The 17,346-nt window shown below is 60.0% G+C and carries 16 protein-coding genes; 5 read left to right on the top strand and 11 right to left on the bottom strand.

What is annotated here, in order from left to right:
- Nucleotides 1-51: 51 nt before the first annotated feature.
- The 5 genes from OQ273_RS21135 to tesB form a co-directional block, all read right to left on the bottom strand.
- Complete coding sequence (locus OQ273_RS21135; RefSeq protein WP_267992901.1) at nucleotides 52-2,655, bottom strand: FtsK/SpoIIIE family DNA translocase; 2,604 nt, start codon at nucleotides 2,653-2,655, stop codon at nucleotides 52-54.
- A 154-nt stretch (nucleotides 2,656-2,809) separates the two neighbouring features.
- Nucleotides 2,810-4,033 (bottom strand): ammonium transporter, encoded by a 1,224-nt coding sequence (locus OQ273_RS21130; RefSeq protein ID WP_267992900.1) that lies wholly within the window; start codon nucleotides 4,031-4,033, stop codon nucleotides 2,810-2,812.
- A 275-nt stretch (nucleotides 4,034-4,308) separates the two neighbouring features.
- A complete protein-coding gene (locus OQ273_RS21125; RefSeq protein ID WP_425493399.1) occupies nucleotides 4,309-5,652 on the bottom strand; it encodes an ammonium transporter in 1,344 nt (447 codons plus the stop codon).
- Nucleotides 5,653-5,672: 20 nt separating this feature from the next.
- Nucleotides 5,673-6,011 (bottom strand): P-II family nitrogen regulator, encoded by a 339-nt coding sequence (locus OQ273_RS21120; RefSeq protein WP_267993172.1) that lies wholly within the window; start codon nucleotides 6,009-6,011, stop codon nucleotides 5,673-5,675.
- Nucleotides 6,012-6,317: 306 nt separating this feature from the next.
- On the bottom strand, nucleotides 6,318-7,184 hold the full coding sequence (gene tesB / locus OQ273_RS21115) for an acyl-CoA thioesterase II (protein WP_267992899.1): 867 nt from the start codon (nucleotides 7,182-7,184) through the stop codon (nucleotides 6,318-6,320).
- A gap of 118 nt (nucleotides 7,185-7,302) precedes the next feature.
- Here tesB and OQ273_RS21110 point away from each other — a divergent pair, with 118 nt between their 5' ends.
- The 5 genes from OQ273_RS21110 (at nucleotide 7,303) to OQ273_RS21090 (ending at nucleotide 12,321) form a co-directional block, all read left to right on the top strand.
- Complete coding sequence (locus tag OQ273_RS21110) at nucleotides 7,303-8,529, top strand: ubiquinone biosynthesis hydroxylase (protein WP_267992898.1); 1,227 nt, start codon at nucleotides 7,303-7,305, stop codon at nucleotides 8,527-8,529.
- 114 nt (nucleotides 8,530-8,643) lie between these two features.
- Complete coding sequence (locus OQ273_RS21105) at nucleotides 8,644-9,297, top strand: TetR/AcrR family transcriptional regulator (RefSeq protein WP_267992897.1); 654 nt, start codon at nucleotides 8,644-8,646, stop codon at nucleotides 9,295-9,297.
- On the top strand, nucleotides 9,294-10,250 hold the full coding sequence (locus tag OQ273_RS21100; protein WP_267992896.1) for an HlyD family secretion protein: 957 nt from the start codon (nucleotides 9,294-9,296) through the stop codon (nucleotides 10,248-10,250). Before OQ273_RS21105 ends, OQ273_RS21100 begins: the two co-directional genes overlap by 4 nt.
- Complete coding sequence (locus OQ273_RS21095; protein WP_267992895.1) at nucleotides 10,240-11,190, top strand: ABC transporter ATP-binding protein; 951 nt, start codon at nucleotides 10,240-10,242, stop codon at nucleotides 11,188-11,190. The genes OQ273_RS21100 and OQ273_RS21095 overlap by 11 nt, the downstream gene beginning before the upstream one ends.
- A gap of 3 nt (nucleotides 11,191-11,193) precedes the next feature.
- Nucleotides 11,194-12,321, top strand: coding sequence for an ABC transporter permease (locus tag OQ273_RS21090; RefSeq protein WP_267992894.1), 1,128 nt, complete (start codon nucleotides 11,194-11,196; stop codon nucleotides 12,319-12,321).
- A 9-nt stretch (nucleotides 12,322-12,330) separates the two neighbouring features.
- Here the strand turns inward: OQ273_RS21090 and OQ273_RS21085 are convergent, their stop codons facing one another.
- From OQ273_RS21085 to trxA, 6 genes are all read right to left on the bottom strand, one after another.
- The gene (locus OQ273_RS21085) at nucleotides 12,331-12,900 is read right to left on the bottom strand and encodes a TetR/AcrR family transcriptional regulator (RefSeq protein WP_267992893.1); all 570 of its coding nucleotides are present in this window, start codon (nucleotides 12,898-12,900) and stop codon (nucleotides 12,331-12,333) included.
- Nucleotides 12,897-13,121 (bottom strand): Trm112 family protein, encoded by a 225-nt coding sequence (locus OQ273_RS21080; RefSeq protein ID WP_267992892.1) that lies wholly within the window; start codon nucleotides 13,119-13,121, stop codon nucleotides 12,897-12,899. The genes OQ273_RS21085 and OQ273_RS21080 overlap by 4 nt, the downstream gene beginning before the upstream one ends.
- A gap of 28 nt (nucleotides 13,122-13,149) precedes the next feature.
- A complete protein-coding gene (locus OQ273_RS21075; RefSeq protein WP_267992891.1) occupies nucleotides 13,150-13,827 on the bottom strand; it encodes an LON peptidase substrate-binding domain-containing protein in 678 nt (225 codons plus the stop codon).
- Nucleotides 13,828-13,902: 75 nt separating this feature from the next.
- Nucleotides 13,903-15,297, bottom strand: coding sequence for an amidase (locus OQ273_RS21070; protein WP_267992890.1), 1,395 nt, complete (start codon nucleotides 15,295-15,297; stop codon nucleotides 13,903-13,905).
- Between the two features lie 85 nt (nucleotides 15,298-15,382).
- Nucleotides 15,383-16,216 (bottom strand): helix-turn-helix domain-containing protein, encoded by an 834-nt coding sequence (locus OQ273_RS21065; protein WP_267992889.1) that lies wholly within the window; start codon nucleotides 16,214-16,216, stop codon nucleotides 15,383-15,385.
- 69 nt (nucleotides 16,217-16,285) lie between these two features.
- On the bottom strand, nucleotides 16,286-17,269 hold the full coding sequence (trxA, locus tag OQ273_RS21060; protein WP_267992888.1) for a thioredoxin: 984 nt from the start codon (nucleotides 17,267-17,269) through the stop codon (nucleotides 16,286-16,288).
- Between the last annotated feature and the right edge of the window lie 77 nt (nucleotides 17,270-17,346).

The raw sequence follows: 17,346 nt of genomic DNA, 5'->3' as shown, positions 1-17,346 counted from the left end.
GGAACCTATGTTGTCAAACTGCGGCATGAGTGTGGTCGCGGGCATCGAAGCCTAAAGCACATCCTCTTCCGTCGGCACGAGGATCTCGCGTTTTCCGGCGTGGTTGGCGGGGCCGATAACACCCTCTTCCTCCATCCGCTCGATCAGGGAGGCGGCGCGGTTGTAGCCGATTCCCAGCCGCCGCTGAATATAGGACGTCGAGGCCTTGCCGTCACGCAGGACAACCGCAACGGCCTGGTCGTAGGGATCGGCTGAATCCGAGAGATTGCCGGCCGAACCGCCGCCGCCCTCGCCGCCCTCTTCCTCATCGTCCTCGGTGATCGCATCGAGATATTCCGGCACGCCCTGCGCCTTCAGGAAGCTGACGATCTCCTCGACCTCATTGTCGGCCACGAACGGTCCATGGACACGCTGGATGCGACCGCCGCCGGCCATATAGAGCATATCGCCCATGCCGAGGAGCTGTTCGGCGCCCTGCTCACCCAAAATGGTGCGTGAATCGATCTTCGATGTCACCTGGAAGGAGATACGGGTCGGGAAGTTCGCCTTGATCGTACCGGTGATTACGTCCACCGACGGCCGCTGCGTCGCCATAATGACATGAATGCCGGCGGCACGGGCCATCTGTGCAAGCCTTTGGACCGCGCCCTCGATATCCTTGCCGGCCACCATCATCAGGTCGGCCATCTCGTCGATGATGACGATGATATAAGGCATCGGGCTCAGATCGAATTCCTCGGTCTCATAGACCGCTTCGCCGGTATCCCGGTCGAACCCGGTCTGGACCGTGCGGGTGATCGATTCGCCCTTCTTGCGGGCCTGTTCGACCCGGTTGTTGAAGCCGTCAATGTTGCGCACGCCGATCTTGGACATCTTCTTGTAGCGGTCTTCCATCTCCCGCACAGTCCATTTCAGCGCGACAACAGCCTTCTTCGGATCGGTCACGACCGGCGCGAGCAGGTGCGGAATGCCGTCATAGACGGAGAGTTCCAGCATCTTCGGATCGATCATGATCAGCCGGCATTTTTCCGGCGGTAGACGATAGACGATCGATAGGATCATCGTATTGATGGCGACGGACTTGCCCGAGCCGGTGGTACCGGCAACGAGCAGGTGGGGCATCTTGGCGAGATCGGCAATGACGGATTCGCCGCCGATCGTCTTGCCGAGTGAAAGGGCGAGTTTCGCCTTGCTTGTCTCGAAATCGCGGCTGGAAAGCAGTTCTTTCAGATAGACGGTTTCACGGCCCTGATTGGGCAATTCAATGCCGATGGCGTTGCGGCCCGGCACCACGGCGACACGCGCCGCAATCGCGCTCATGGAACGGGCAATGTCGTCGGCAAGGCCGATAACACGGGAAGACTTGATCCCCGGTGCCGGTTCCAGCTCATAAAGTGTGACGACGGGACCCGGCCGAACCTGGATGATCTCCCCGCGCACGCCAAAATCTTCAAGCACGCCTTCCAGCATGCGGGCGTTCTGCTCCAGCGCTTCGGGCGAAAGGCTTGGGTCCTTGGCAACGTTCTTGGCTTCAGACAGCAGATTCAGGGGCGGCAGTTCGAAGCCGCCGGACTTCAGCATCGTTGTCTGCGCTTCGTGCTGAACCCGCTTGCCCGGCGCAGGGCGCTTGGCCTGCGCAACGACCCGCTGCTGCATGTCAGGCCCGGCTGCGCGTGCAGGCGCCTCCTGCGGCATCCACTCTCCATCGGCGTCGCCATGGCCCGGTGCATCGTCCATATCGAATGGCGGCGCATCATCCTGAAGATCGCGCCGTGCTGCATGCATGGGCCCGGCCGCGCCGCTTCCGGCAAACGCCGGTTCCACGCGCGCATCACCATTGAGGCCGGCAAAATCATCATTATTGAAGTCGTAAGGCGCTTCGGGCTGGGCAGACCATTGGTCCGCAACCCGCCCGGTAATACGGCGATAGTGCGCCCGCGCGGTGAACGCCAGATGGGTGAGCGCACCGAGGATCAGCGCGGCGCCGGAGCTTCGTTCGGCGTCTTCTCCGTCCGTATCATCCTCGATCTCGATTGTCCGCGGCTTGCGGGCCTTGCGTTGCTTGGTGTCTTCCTGCGGCGTCGCGATCAGCAGCGAGCCGAACAGCAGCAGGTAAGCAGCCGGGATGGCGAGCGCCGCCGCCAGCACGATTGCCAGGATGCCCGACGGATAATCACCGATCAGGACGGCGGGCATTTTGAGAATCATATCGCCGAACACACCGCCAAGACCGGTCGGCAGGGACCAGCCGGCTGGCGCGGGTATACAGGCAAGGACGGCAGCGGCAAGAACCGAACCGCCAAACCAGGCGCAGAACCGCGAAAAAACTCGGTCGACCGGGCGATTGCGTGTCAGAAAAAGGCCCCAGGCCACCACGGGAAGCAGCGCAACCACGGAAGAGAGTCCGAAAAACTGCATGGCAAGATCGGCAAAGGCCGCACCGCCAAAGCCCAGCACATTGACCGGTGCGTCACCTGTCGCGTGGCTGAAACTCGGATCGGCCGCATTCCAGGTCGCAAGCGCGGCGACAGCCAGTGCCACGGTAAACAGGACGCAAAGACCGGTTAGGATCTTCAAAGGCCCCCGCAAGAACACCGGTATCCGGATGCTGGGAATAAAATGGCCACCAAACGCCAATGGACCACTTGTCTGCATGGAAACGCTCCAACTCGCACACGCTCACAGCGGATTGTCCGCTCATAGTTGCGATGATTTTATGCGGGGCGGAGTTAATGGCGCATTAACCATGCGCGCTGGGTATATAAAAAAGCCGCCGCCCGATGGCGACGGCTGACCTTATTGATGCGCCCTAGCGGATTTCCGCCTCCGGATTGGCGCCAATCCGGTGGATGGAAAGGTCCGCCCCGCGATGTTCTTCTTCCTGTGACAGCCGAAGACCGATTGTTCGGTCAAGAAGGCCATAAACGACAAAGCCCATGACCGCCGCATAGGCCGCCCCCGCAACCGAGCCGACTATCTGCGAGGCCAGAGAAACACCGCCGATGCCGCCAAGCGCCTCAAGCCCGAAGATGCCACAGGCAATGCCACCCCAGACCCCGCAAATGCCGTGCAACGGCCAGACTCCGAGCACATCGTCGATCTTCAGTTTTTCCTGACACCAGCTGAACCCTTTGACGAAGAGAAAGCCCGCTACTCCGCCGACGACAAGCGCACCGATCGGGTGGAAGACATCCGATCCCGCACAGACGGCGACGAGGCCGGCAAGCGCGCCATTGTGGACAAATCCGGGGTCGTTGCGTCCGGCAAGCACAGCGACCGCAATGCCGCCCACCATCGCCATCAGCGAGTTGAGGGCGACAAGGCCGGTGGCGCCGCCGACCGACTGGGCGCTCATGACGTTAAAGCCGAACCAGCCGATGCACAGCAGCCAGGATCCGAGCGCCAGCCACGGGATGGATGAGGGCGGGAACGGATGGGAACCACCGGCTTCCGTATAGCGGCCCATCCGCGCGCCGAGCACGATAACCGCCGACAGGGCAATCCAGCCGCCGACAGCGTGAACCACAATTGAACCGGCAAAATCGTGGAACGGCGCGCCGAACGCATTTTCTAGGACCGATTGGAAACCCCAGTTGCCGTTCCAGACCATGCCCTCAAAGAACGGATAGACCAGCGCGACCAGTGCAACCGTCGCAAAACATTGCGGCTGGAACTTCATCCGCTCGGCGATTCCGCCGGAGATGATGGCCGGAATGGCCGCCGCAAAGGTGGTCAGGAAGAAGAACTTCACCAGCGTAAAGCCCTGCGGCAGGAAAATCTCGCCGCCACCGGAACCCGAAAGGATGGTCGCATTGACGAAGAACGTCACGCCGTAAGAGACGGCGAAACCGACAAAGAAATAGGAAATGGTCGACAGGGCAAAATCGACGAGGATCTTGACCAGCGCATTGACCTGGTTCTTGTGACGGACCGTGCCGACTTCGAGAAAGGCAAACCCCCCATGCATGGCGAACACCAAAATCGCGCCGAGAAGCACGAAAAAGACGTCGCCGCCTATCTGAGACTGATCCATGAATTGACTCCAATCGAGATGAATGACCGTTGATCTGGTCGAGAAGAGTCAATTTTTGTGCCAATTCGGCAAAAACTGCCGAATTGATAGGCAGGCTGCGCCAAACACTGTGCAAATGCACAAAATATAATCAGTACATATGCGGGCTGATCAAATTATGGGCACATATTGCAGGTGCCGCTTGTCTGGGCCTGGCAGGATAAGATGACAAAAGGAAAGGGGCCCGCGCGAACGGGCCCCGATCAATTTCATTGTTGTCTGATCGGCCATGCCGGTCAGATCTTGGTGAACTCCGGATAGGCCTCGATGCCGATCTCGGCCTTGTCGAGCCCGACCTGCTCTTCCTCTTCGCTGACCCGAAGGCCCATCGTCGCGTTGAGGATCAGCCAGACAACGCTGGACGTCACGATCATGAACACGGCGACGATAACGATCGAGGCAACCTGTCCGTAGAGCGTTGCATCGGAGTTGGTGAAGAGCACGGCGATCGTGCCCCAGATACCGGCAAAAAGGTGGACCGGAATGGCGCCGACAACATCGTCGATCTTGAACTTGTCGAGCATCGGAACCGCAAAGACGACGATCACACCGCCAACGGCGCCGATCAGCGTAGCCGAACCCAGCGAAGGCGTCAGCGGCTCAGCGGTGATCGATACAAGACCGGCAAGCGCGCCGTTCAGGATCATGGTAATATCAACCTTCTTGTAGATGAACTGGGTCAAAAGCAGCGCAGCGACCGCACCACCGGCGGCACCGGCATTGGTGTTGGCGAAGATGCGCGAGACGTCAGCCACGTCGCCGACCGAACCCATGGCAAGCTGCGAGCCGCCGTTAAAGCCGAACCAGCCGAGCCACAGGATGAACGTGCCGAGCGTTGCGAGCGGCATATTTGAACCCGGGATCGGATGAACCTCACCCTTTGAGCCGTATTTGCCCTTACGCGCACCAAGAATGATCGCACCGGTCAAGGCAGCCCAGCCGCCGACTGAGTGAACAACGGTCGAACCGGCAAAGTCGAGGAAGCCAAACTCGGCATCAAGGAAGCCGCCGCCCCATTTCCAGGAAGCCTGGATCGGATAGAGAATGCCCGTCAGGACGACCGTGAAGATCAGGAAGGGCCAGAGCTTCATGCGTTCAGCCAGCGTGCCCGAGACGATAGACGCCGTCGTTGCACAGAACATCAGCTGGAAGAAGAAGTCCGAACCCACCGATGCATAGGACAGATCGGAAACGGCATCAGCCGCAACGCCGACCGGCTCCATGACCGCGACGCCGAAGGCACCAAGGATACCGGAGATTGACCAGCCGTCGCCCGGATACATCAGATTGTAACCGATGAGGTAGTACATGATCGCCGCGATCGAAAACAGCGAGATGTTCTTGGTCAACTGCATCGACGTGTTTTTCGACCGGACGAGCCCGGCTTCAAGCATCGCAAAGCCAGCGGCCATCCACATGACAAGAAAGCCCGATACCACGAACAGCAGCGAGTTAAGGATAAAGACCGTATGGGTGGACACCAGTTCCGGCGCCGCAGCATCCTGTGCCCCCGCCGGCGCGACCATGGCACCGGCAATCGCCAGGACAGCGCCCGGCTTCAGGAAAGAATTAGATTTCATCTGTAGTGACTCCTTGGTACTCAAAGCGCATCGGCGCCGGTTTCGCCCGTGCGGATGCGCATGACCTGCTCCAGGTCGCAGACGAAGATTTTTCCATCGCCGATCTGGCCGGTCTTGGCCGCATTGGCGATTGCCTCTATGGCCTTGTCAGCCACGTCCGCCGCTACGGCGATTTCGATTTTGAGCTTGGGCAGGAAGGCGACGGCATATTCGGTGCCGCGGTAGATTTCCGTGTGCCCCTTCTGGCGGCCGTATCCCTTGACCTCGGTGACCGTCAGACCCTGAATGCCGATTTCGGTCAGGGCTTCGCGGACCTCGTCAAGTTTAAACGGCTTGATGATTGCCATTACGATTTTCATCCGGGTTTCATCCTTTTCTCCACGGCCGATGCGCAACCGAACCCCCCGAAATTGCACACCGCCGTTTCCGGCTTTTGCTGCCACATCGTCCGGCGTGGAGGCAGCCTGGACGATGCGGCGGAGCAGCGACCACAGATCAACGGTCATTCGCTCTGCCAGAAAAGAATCAAGGATCGTGCCAGTTTGAGTCACTGGCATACATCCATTTGTTTTATATGGGATATTTCAAAGTCATGACTTGATGTTTAGTGACACCAAGACACCATATGCACAATTTATGTGCAGAGATTAATATATGCTCAAGATTTAATCTCGTGAACGCTGGCGGATCAGCCCTTCCTGCGCAACGGAGGCTACCAGAACACCGTCACGCGTATAAAGACCGCCCCGCGTCAGGCCCCGCCCACCGCTGGTGCTGGGGCTGTCCTGGGCGTAGAGCAGCCAGTCATCGAGCGCACATCTGCGATGAAACCACATGGCATGATCAAGGCTCGCCGCCTGGATCTTGTTGCTGAAGACCGAAAGCCCATGGGCAAACAAGGATGTGTCAAGCAGCGTCATATCGGACAGATAGGCAAGCACCGCCGCCTGAATGCAGCGGTCGTCCGGTACGCTGCCATTGGCCCGAACCCAGATATTCTGGACCGGCTCGAGCTTTTCGCGGGAGATATAATGCGTCAGCGAAACGGGACGCATCTCTATGGGCCGCTCGCGCTCCCAGTAACGGCGCACATTGTCCGGAGCATTCTTCAGAAATTTCTCTTTCAGGTCCTCCTCGCCGATGAGTGATTCAGGCTCCGGCACATCGGGCATGCCGATCTGATGGTCCAGTCCGGGTTCATCGCGCTGGAAGGACGCGGACAGTGAGAAGATGGCCCTGCCGTGCTGGATCGCGACCGCACGCCGCGTATTGAAGCTTGAGCCGTCGCGGATCCGGTCGACCTCGTAGATGATCGGCACGTCCGGATCGCCCGGACGCATGAAATAGGCATGCACCGAATGAACGAACCGGTCCTCGTCGATGGTGCGCTGTGCGGCCACCAGCGCTTGCGCGATAACCTGCCCGCCGAAAACCCGTTGCCAGCCAACCTTCGGGCTGTTGCCACGAAAAAGATCGTGTTCCAGCCGCTCCAGATCGAGGATCGACAGCAGATTTTCCATGGCGCGCGACATATTGAACCTCCTGCCGGGTCTTTTTGTTCTGTAGAGCAGCCTATATGATCCGTCATACAGGGACGGCCCGATCAATCGCAAGGGTCAAGGCGCCCGAGGCAAAGCAGGGAATAGCGCATTGGCACAGGAAACATACGATATCGTTGTCGGCGGCGGCGGTTATGTCGGCATCGCGGCGGCCGTGGCGATCCGCTCGGCAGCCCCGCACCTGCGTATCGTGGTCATTGACGCTGCTCCCGCACAGGTCTGGCGCAAGGATCAGCGCGCTTCCGCCATCGCGGCCGGAGCCAGCAGGATGCTCACAAGCATGGGGCTGTGGGACGAGATCCTGAAGGAAGCCCAACCGATCACCGACATGATCGTCACGGATTCACGCACCTCCGATCCAGTCAGGCCGATCTTTTTAACCTTTGACGGCGAAATCGCACCCGGCGAGCCTTTTGCTCATATGGTTCCCAATTATGTGATGGTTGGCGCGCTGCGCCGTAAGGCCGAGGAGCTGGGCATAACGATCGAGCAGGGCGTAACGGTTGAAGGTTTTGAAAATCAGAACGCATCCACGCATGTTCTGCTCGGAGACGGACGAACCCTGGTCGCCCGACTGCTGATCGCCGCCGATGGTGTGCGCTCGCGCCTGCGCGACATGGCCGGGATCAAAACCGTCCATTGGTCTTATGGCCAATCCGGGATTGTTACGACAGTGGCCCATGAGCGCCCACATCATGGCCGCGCTGAAGAACATTTCCTGCCGGCCGGCCCCTTTGCAATCCTGCCACTGAAAGACAACCGCGCCTCACTGGTCTGGACGGAGCGCACGGAAGATGCCGAACGGCTGATCAAGGAAGACGATCTCGTCTTTGAAGCCGAGCTTGAACGCCGTTTCGGACACAAGCTCGGCGCGCTTGAGGTTGTCGGCGCACGGCGCGCCTATCCGCTCGGTCTGACCCTTGCCCGCGAATTCGTCCGCGAACGCATTGCACTCGCCGGAGACGCAGCCCACGGCATTCATCCGATCGCCGGTCAGGGCCTGAACATGGGATTCCGCGATGTTGCGGCCCTCGCCGAGACGATTGTCGAGGCGGACCGCCTCGGCCTCGACATCGGTTCGCTCTCCGTCCTGGAGCGCTACCAGCTTTGGCGCCGGTTCGACACCTTTCAGATGGGCGTGACGAGCGACGTCTTGAACCGGCTCTTTTCCAATGACTCCACTCCGGTCAGGGCGCTGCGCGACTTTGGCCTCGGCCTCGTCGACCGCATGCCGGCGCTGAAATCCTTCTTCATCCGCCAGGCCTCCGGTGTTCCCGGCTCCGACGGCCCGAGGCTGCTGCGCGGCGAGCCGATCTGATCCGGCCCTGACACCACAATAGACTGAAAGAATTCGATTTTTCCGGCCGCTTGACATTTTCCTGCATTGCACAATATAAGTAAATGACCAGTCATTTACTTATTGGATGCCGCGATGATGGATACCGGGCAGTCAGAACCGAAATGGCGCCGCCGGGCTGAGGACAGGCCCGACGAGGTGCTTGATGCATCACTCAAACTGTTTGCCCAAAACGGTTTTGCGGCAACAAAGGTCGAGGACATCGCCACCGAGGCGGGCATCTCGAAGGGCGCGGTCTATCGCTATTTCTCCAGCAAGGAGGAAATCTTCGAATCGCTGGTCAAACGCGCCATCGCGCCGATCGCAGAGCGCACAGAGGACCTCGCGCGGACATCCCATGAGGATTCAGCGGTTCTTCTGAAGGCGGTGCTGACGGTCGCGGCGACCAAACTGTCCGATCCCGATACGCTGGCTCTGCCGCGCATCGTCCTGCAGGAAGCAAGTCGCTTTCCCGAGCTGGCACAGACTTATCGGCGGCAGGTGATAGACCGCGCCATCGGGGCTCTTGAACTAATCATCGAGAAAGGCATCGCCCGGGGAGATTTTAGACCCGTCAACGCCCGCCTTGCAGTCCGCAATGTCATCGGCCCGCTGCTCGCCCATTTTCTTCTCGGACAGACTTTCGGCATTGATCGGGAAGCATCCGCCTCTCCACATAGCTTCATTGAAAGCCACTACGACATCCTGATGCGGGGCCTGATGAAACCGGAGACCGGAGAACCGCAATGAACACCGTCTATGCATGGATCCTTGCCGTTTTCTCAGCGCTGTGGCCGGGTGCCGCCGATGAGGCCGGCAAAACCTATTTCGGCTACGTCGAGGGCGAATATGTCTACGTCGCCGCCAAGCAGAGCGGCATTCTGGAAACGCTGTCGGTCACGCGTGGCGATACGGTCCGCACCGGGGCACAGCTCTTTACCCTCGACAGCGACCAGCAGCGCATCGCACTCGGTGAGGCTCAAGCTGACCTCATGATGGCGCAAGCCACGTTGCTGGATGAAAGCACCGGCAAACGGCCTGAAGAAATACAGGTCATCGAAGAACAGTTGCGCAGCGCGGAGGCAAGTTTCGCCCTCGCCAAGGCCGATTACGAGCGCTATCGCGAACTGTCGGTGAACGATTTCGTCTCGCCAAGCCAACTGGATCAGGCTGCGGCGACCCTCGATGAGGCGGCCGCCAGCGTCGGCGAGCAGCGCGCCAATCTCGCAGTTGCCCGCCTGCCGGCACGCAGCGCGCAACTCGACGAAGCGCGGCAATCCGTCAAAGCCAAGGAACTTGCCGCCGACAAGGCCCGCATTGATCTGGAAGACCGGCTCCTTGCATCGCCGTCAGACGGTTATGTCCAGCAGACCTACTATCTTCCCGGAGAATATGTGGCGGCAGGCAGGCCCGTCGTTTCAATCCTGCCGCCGGACGAGATCAAGTTCCGCTTCTATATCGGCGAGCCCGACCGCGCCGGCATGACCATCGGGACTGAGGTGCTGATCGGCTGCGACAGTTGCATCGAACCGATCAAGGCCCGCATTGTCTATATATCATCCTCCGCCGAATACACGCCGCCGGTGATCTACAGCCTGGAGGACCGTTCCAAGCTGGTCTTCATGGCCGAAGCCCTGCCCGACGAGCCGACCGCCCTTCTGCCCGGTCAACCAATTGATGTGAGGCCGTCAAATGACCGCTGACGGCGCACAACCGGTCATCGAAGTTAAAGGCCTTGTCAAAACCTTTGGCGACAAGACCGTGGTCGACGAGTTCGACATCTCTGTTCCCAAAGGTGCGATCTACGGCTTTCTCGGCCCGAACGGCTCCGGGAAAACGACCACGATCCGTATGCTGTGCGGCTTGCTGACCCCCGATGCCGGAACCGGCCGCTGTCTCGGCTATGACATCGTGCGCCAATCCGACAACATCAAGGAACATGTCGGCTACATGACCCAGAAATTTTCTCTCTATGAAGATCTGACGATCCGCGAAAACCTCGATTTCATGGCCCGCATGTACAAGGTTCCGGAGCGGCGCGAAAAGGTCAATGGTGCACTTGAGGAACTCGGCCTTGCCAACCGTTCACACCAGCTTGCCGGCGAATTGTCCGGTGGCTGGAAACAACGCCTGGCGCTTGCCGCCTGCCTTCTGCACCGGCCCGATCTTCTGCTGTTGGACGAGCCGACAGCCGGTGTCGACCCGAAGGCCCGCCGGGATTTCTGGGACGAAATCCGCCGTCTGTCCGATGCCGGCGTCACGGTTCTCGTCTCGACGCACTACATGGATGAGGCGATCCAGTGCGACAACATCGCCTATATCGCCTATGGCAAGAAGCTGATCGACGGACCGGCGGCCGACATCCCCGATATGGTCGGTCTGAACACCTGGCGGGTGGAAGGTCCGGATCTCGCGGATCTTGCCGTTTCACTTGAAGGCGAGGACGGCATCGAGCAAGTCGCCCGCTTCGGTTCCGCCCTGCATGTATCGGGCATGGATGAGAAAAGGCTCGAGGCCGCCATCGCGCCCTATCGCAAGGACGAACGGCGCATATGGTCGCGGCGTCAGGCCGGTCTCGAGGAGGTGTTCATCCATCTGATGAGCGGGTCGACCGACAATTTCGCGCGGGCTAAGGCGGGTTAGGCGATGGTATCGGCGAACCGGTTCCTGGCAATCCTCACCAAGGAATTCATTCAGATGCGGCGCGACCGCATGACCTTCGCCATGATGATCGTCATTCCGATCGTCCAGCTCATGCTGTTCGGTTTCGCCATCAATTCCGATCCGCGCCACCTGCCGACACTCGTCGAGGTTCACGATACCGGGCCTTTCACGCGCGGCTTCCTCGCCGCGATGCAGACGTCGACCTATTTCGACATTCGCGGAACGGTCGCCAACAGCACCGAAGTTGACCGGGCGCTGACGACCGGCGATGCCACATTCGTCGTCACCATCCCGGAAAACTTCGAGCGGGACATCGTGCGCGGCGAAAAGCCGGCGCTGCTCGTTGCCGCCGATGCCTCCGACCCCTCGACATCCGGTTCTGCCTCACGAGCGCTCACGGTGCTGGCGCAAAACACCATCGAAACCCTTGCCATCGGGCCACTTTCCTATCTCGCCGGCTCTCAGGACGCCTTCACCATCATCGCGCACCAGCGCTATAACCCGGCGGCCAAGACCAGCTACAACATCGTTCCCGGCCTGCTCGCCATCATCATTTCCATGACCATGGTGATGATCACCGCAATCGCCATCGTGCGCGAAAGCGAGCGCGGCACGATGGAAACACTGCTGTCAACACCGGCGCGCGCGCCGGAGGTGATGCTTGGCAAGATCATCCCTTACGTGGTGATCGGATATGTGCAGACCTGCGTCTTCTTTATCCTCGCCTTCTGGGTTTTCAGTGTCCCGTTTGCGGGACCCATCGGACCCTTCCTCATCGGCCTCAACATTTTCATCATCGTCAATCTGGCGCTTGGCTTCCTGTTCTCCACCGTCGCCAAGAACCAGATGCAGGCCATGCAGATGTCGTTTTTCTACCTCCTGCCGTCGATCCTTCTGTCGGGCTTCATGTTTCCCTTTGCAGCGATGCCCGGCTGGGCACAGGTGCTCGGGACCATGCTGCCGTCCACCCATTTCATCCGCATCATCCGCAAGATCATGCTGAAGGGTGCTGATCTGGCGGACATCGTGCCCGACCTGCGCGCCCTGATAATCATTCTCGTTGTTATCTCGCTGCTCGCTATGCTGCGCTACAGGCGCACCCTCGACTGACCAGTTTGCTCAGACCTTCAGGAGCCTTTGCTCGGCCCGGCGGAAGCTCTCGGCCAGGACGGTCGCATCGCCAAGCGCGTGGGCCAGAGAGATGCCGCCCTGCCATTCGACGATGATTTCCCGCGCCTTGGCAAGCGCCACGGAGGGCCGCGAACCCGTGCGCTGAAGCTCCCGGCCGATAAATCCGGTCAGGAGTTCGAAGGACTGCGCCGCCCGCGAAGCGGCCTGCGGCGCATCCGCCTTGAAATCCCTTACCGCCAGAGAAATGGGGCAGCCGTGCTCGACCCGGCTGCGGCTTGACTGCGACAGCCGGCGCAAAAGGCTGATCACACGCCGGCGCGGGTCGCTCTCGGCTTCAGCGACCTCTTCCAGCATCGTCTGCGTCTCGGCGACAAATATATCAGCGACACCTGCGGCAATATCCTGCTTGGTGCGGAAGTAATAGTAGACATTGCCGAGCGGCACTTCGGCATCGCGGGCGATGTCCGCAAGGCTGGTACTGCCATAACCCTGATGCCAGAAACGGCTTGCGGCAGCAGCCAGCAGCCGCCTCCGTCGCATATCGCCGCGCTTGCTCACGTGCCGGCCTTCAGAGCGGCCCTTTCCTCGTCGTCCAGCTGCCGCGCCTCGGACGGCAGCATGATAGGAATGCCGTCCCGAATGGGGTAGGCAAGTCCTGCCGATTTGGAAATCAGCTCATTCGTATCTTCATCCAGCTTCAACTGTCCCTTTGTCAGCGGGCAGACGAGCAGTTCGAGCAATTTATGATCGATGGTCGCGGATGGTCTTGTGTCGGACATGGTTCAGGCAATCCGGAGGTTTGCTGGGTTACTGAAGAACCGTATCATAATCGTCGCTGTCGCGCGCCAGGGCGATCTCGGTGATCGCCACCAGCGTTTCGGCGCGCGTCCGCAAATCGGGCGCTTCGAGCAGCGCCTGCTTTTCCGCCGGCCCGTAGGGCGCCATCATGGACATTGTGTTGACCAGTGTCGCATTGCTGGCCTGACCAACACTCTCCCAGTCCGCTTCAAGCTGATTGGCCTCAAGATAGGCGCGGAAACTCTCCAGCAACGCATTGCGGTCGACCTTGTCGTCGCCATTGTCGGACGAGAGATCATTGAGGAAAGGCGCGATGCGGCCCTGGCGATATGCCTTGCGCGACGGCGCTTCGTCAAGCAGCCGAAACCGGCAAATGCCCACAAGCGATATGATGTAGCGCCCGTCACCCGTTTCCGACAGCGAGGTGATACGGCCAAGTGTGCCGACGGAACAAAGCGTCGGACAGTCTCCGCTCCTTGTCTCCTCGCCAAGGTCGAACTGCGGCTGGATGATTGCAATAATCCTGTCGGCGCCAATCACGTCGTCGATCATGGCAAGGTAGCGCGGCTCAAAAATATTAAGGGGCATCTGGCCGCAGGGCAGAAGCAACGCGCCCGATAGGGGAAACAGAGGCACACTCGACGGAATGTCATTTTCCGTCCGGTAATGTACATTTCCAACTTGCACAGTCCAAAACCTCGATTTCCACGCAGCACTGTAGAGGATTTGGGGCCGTTCGCGCAATTCTCAAGGGCATAGCTGTCATTTGGTTACCAGATCGGGTGCAGTTATCCGTGGCAGCATGCCGGACAGCCGCCGCGCCACATCGAGAAGCTGCCATTCGTGCCCCGTTTTACCGACCAGCTGGGCACCGACCGGCAAGCCCAGCCGGTCCAGACCGAGCGGCATGGTCACAACCGGATTTCCGGCAAGCGACACCGGAGTGGCAAAGGATGTCAGCGCATCAAGATAGCTGACCGGTTTACCGTCAATATCAAACGGTTCGGTATAGTTGCGTACCGGCCCGGTGACTGAGCCTGGCTCCCGGTGTTCGAAAGCACCCACGCAGCACACCGGCAGCAGCAATGCATCATAGGCGTCCAGAAAGGCCTCCAAATCCCGCGTCACCATTGCTTGCCGGTCCAGCGCATGGCGATAGGCCGCCTTGTTTCTACGATAACCGTTGTGTACGGGTGCAAGAAACCGTGGTGACTGCCGGGCAGCCGAGCGGCCGAAAATCCGCGCCAGGAACCGCTGGACCGGATTCATGAGCGCGCCGGTTTCATGTCCCATGATTGTCCCGTAGGCCGACCAGCTGGCGTAGACAAGAAGGTTTTCGGGCAGCGCCGACGTGACGTTGACGTCGCTGGCGCTGAACGCCCCGATCGCATCTCCAAAGACCTGCCGAACCCGGCTTTCGACCGGCATCACCGAAGCCCCGTCGCTGACAGCCAAGCGTATTTGCCGGTTGTCATCCTGCACTGCGGGTTGGACGGTCTGGCTCATATGCGCCCACAGCAACGCCAGATCGTCCACCGATCTGCCAATGGGTCCGATGCGTGCAAAGTGGCGCAATTGAGCCCCTTCCTTTTTGAGCATGCCGTCCCCGGACAAGGCTCCTGCACCGGGCAACAGACTGAACACCCCGCAAAACGAAGCCGGGATGCGCAGGGACCCGGCAAGGTCTGCTCCGATATCGGCGAGGCTCATCCCGGACGCCACCGCTGCCGCACCGCCGCCGCTGCTGCCGCCGGCGGTATAAGCCAAATTCCAGGGATTGTTCGTTGTGCCGACAAGGTCATTGCTGGTCTGAAAATCCATGGCGAACGGCGGAAGGCTTGTCTTGCCGATGACCGTCGCACCGGCATCGACCAGCCTTTGCACCGCGCTTGCGGTGTTTTCGGGAACCGGTGGCCGCCTCTCTTTCACGCCGAACGTGCACGGCATGCCTGCGACATGAATCTGATCCTTGACCGTGATCGCCAACCCGGCAAGTGGTGTTTCAATCGAGGCCGGTGCGACGGGATCACAGATATGAATAAAGGCCTTGATGTGCGGTTCAACGGCTTGCCGCCGCGCGGAAAGGCTCCCCAGCATCTCCTGCTGAGTGGTCTTGCCGGCCTTCAGAGCCGCCAGAACATCCGTAGCATTGTCCATGATGATTGGTCTCCAGAAACTGATCTGGAAGCCAGGATCTCACGGAACGATGGGCGGTTCTGTCCCGATCGTGCGGTTTTGCCAACTACAGCACCGGAACGTAAATGAGTGCGGTGGGGCGTTTGTTGTCGGAAAAATCCGGATCCGGCAGATAGGATTCATACGGCCATTCGTCCCTGAGCGCTGTTTCATTTTCGGTCGCCCAGGAGCGGTAGATGCGGTTCCAGCTTTGATACAGATATTGGTAGCGGCCATAATGCTCGAACACCGCCCAGCGGCCCGCCGGGAAACTCTGCCAGTCCTCGCCCCAGACGCTGTGATATCGCTTTGCCACCAGCCCGCCAAAATAGCCCGTAACCCGGGTGTCGTTCAGTTGACCGGGCTCGTCCGGAAAACTCCCCGCAACCGCCATCAGCCGGTCTCCGGCCTCATGGACAAGACCGTTGATGAGATCCCGAGAGATCGATGCACCGCCCTGGAAGAAACTGCCGTTGAGGGTCCCGGTGAAAGTCCGGTAGACGAACGCCATGTCAGGCTGATCCTCCATGACCGGTTCCGGGATCGGCTGATCCGCCGGCTGGGTTAGCAGATAGGGCCGCGTCAGGCTCCTTTGCCGGCGGGCCTGATCGGGATTGTCGCGAAACTGCGATGGCGTACAGCCAAAGTGCCGGCGGAAGGCGCGGGAAAAGGCGCTATGTGTTTCAAAACCGCAATCCAGCGCAACGGCGATCATTTTCTGCTTCGGCGAGGCCTCGATCAACCTTGCGGCATATTCAAGTCGCCGGCTGTTTACATAGCCGCCGACGGTCTCGCCCATATGAGCAACAAAAAGGCGCTGGAAGTGAAACGGCGACAGATGCGCATGCTGCGCGATGCGTCCGGCTGTCAGCGGCTCACCAAGCGCTTCCTCGATAAACAAAAGGGCACGTTCCAGCCGTGCCCTTGTGTGACTGAGATGATCGTTTTGCCGCAAAGTGCAGCAGGCCCGTTACGAAAACATCAGCGAGGACAGCTTGCGCCGGGCCGCCAGCGTCGCCGGGTCGGTCGGCCCCCAGGCCTCGAAGAACGTCAGAAGTTGCTTGCGCGCACCATCGTCGTTCCAGGTGCGGTCAGCCTTCATGATCGCCAGAAGATGATCGGCAGCCTCGTCGCGCTGGCCCCGGACATTGAGGATCTTCGCCATATCGAAGCGTGCCTCGTGATCGTTGGCATTGGCTGCAAGACGCGCCTCGAGCTGCGCCGGATCGCCAAGCTCAGCCACCTCTTCTTCAAGCGCAAAGCGGGCGAGGATGCTAGCGACTTCCGGTACCTGCTTCTGCTCCTCGTCAAGGCCTTCGATCAGCTCCTTGGCCCGGTCGACCTGACCGGCGGCAATCATGCATTCCGCCATACCGGCCATGGCCTTCACATTGTCCGGCTGCGCCTGAAGGATGGTTCCGAAAATCTGCGCCGCCTGATTGAGATCGTTCGCATCCAGCGCGGCGCGGCCCTCGGCGAGGATCGCATCAATGTCCGGTCCGGCGCCGTTTTCCTTCAGGAGCTTGTCGATGAACTGCTTGATCTGGCTTTCCGGCACCGCGCCCATAAATGCATCGACCGGTTTGCCGTCCGAAAACGCAACAACCGCCGGGATCGATTGAATGCCCATCTGGCCGGGGATCGCCGGATGATCGTCAATGTTCAGCTTGACGAGCTTGACCTGCCCGCGCTGCTCGCTCACGACCCGCTCGATGATCGGCCCGAGCTGCTTGCACGGGCCGCACCAGGGCGCCCAGAAATCAACCAGCACCGGCTGGTTACGCGATTCATTGATCACATCATTGGTGAAATCGGCTGTGGTCGTGTCCTTGATCAGCGGTCCGCCACCGGCCGGACCAGCCGGAGCCTGCGCTTCCGGCTCGCCACCGAATGTCACAGTGCCGCCCATCTGGTTACCAAACGAGCCGCCATAGGGATTGTCACCGTCCTGCATCTGGTCTCTCCGAAATATGCCGGCCATCGGCCGGAAATCAAACTTCCCTAAAAATCGGCAGGAACACGCCGATTTTC

It is taken from the genome of Hoeflea prorocentri, assembly GCF_027944115.1.
Classification (GTDB): Bacteria; Pseudomonadota; Alphaproteobacteria; order Rhizobiales; family Rhizobiaceae; genus Hoeflea_A; species Hoeflea_A prorocentri.
The sequence above is the reverse complement of the archived record's forward strand: the minus strand, read 5'-3'. Positions and strand labels throughout refer to the sequence as shown.

Excerpts from the sequence above, each read along its gene's own strand:
- OQ273_RS21095 (WP_267992895.1), top strand. The coding sequence starts at position 10,240 with ATGACCGCTGACGGCGCACAACCGGTCATCGAAGTTAAAGGCCTTGTC.
- OQ273_RS21125 (WP_425493399.1), bottom strand. The coding sequence starts at position 5,652 with ATGAAATCTAATTCTTTCCTGAAGCCGGGCGCTGTCCTGGCGATTGCC.
- OQ273_RS21135 (WP_267992901.1), bottom strand. The coding sequence starts at position 2,655 with ATGCAGACAAGTGGTCCATTGGCGTTTGGTGGCCATTTTATTCCCAGC.
- tesB (WP_267992899.1), bottom strand. The coding sequence starts at position 7,184 with ATGTCGCGCGCCATGGAAAATCTGCTGTCGATCCTCGATCTGGAGCGG.
- OQ273_RS21105 (WP_267992897.1), top strand. The coding sequence starts at position 8,644 with ATGATGGATACCGGGCAGTCAGAACCGAAATGGCGCCGCCGGGCTGAG.
- OQ273_RS21070 (WP_267992890.1), bottom strand. The coding sequence starts at position 15,297 with ATGGACAATGCTACGGATGTTCTGGCGGCTCTGAAGGCCGGCAAGACC.
- trxA (WP_267992888.1), bottom strand. The coding sequence starts at position 17,269 with ATGCAGGACGGTGACAATCCCTATGGCGGCTCGTTTGGTAACCAGATG.
- OQ273_RS21080 (WP_267992892.1), bottom strand. The coding sequence starts at position 13,121 with ATGTCCGACACAAGACCATCCGCGACCATCGATCATAAATTGCTCGAA.
- OQ273_RS21090 (WP_267992894.1), top strand. The coding sequence starts at position 11,194 with ATGGTATCGGCGAACCGGTTCCTGGCAATCCTCACCAAGGAATTCATT.
- OQ273_RS21130 (WP_267992900.1), bottom strand. The coding sequence starts at position 4,033 with ATGGATCAGTCTCAGATAGGCGGCGACGTCTTTTTCGTGCTTCTCGGC.
- OQ273_RS21120 (WP_267993172.1), bottom strand. The coding sequence starts at position 6,011 with ATGAAAATCGTAATGGCAATCATCAAGCCGTTTAAACTTGACGAGGTC.
- OQ273_RS21100 (WP_267992896.1), top strand. The coding sequence starts at position 9,294 with ATGAACACCGTCTATGCATGGATCCTTGCCGTTTTCTCAGCGCTGTGG.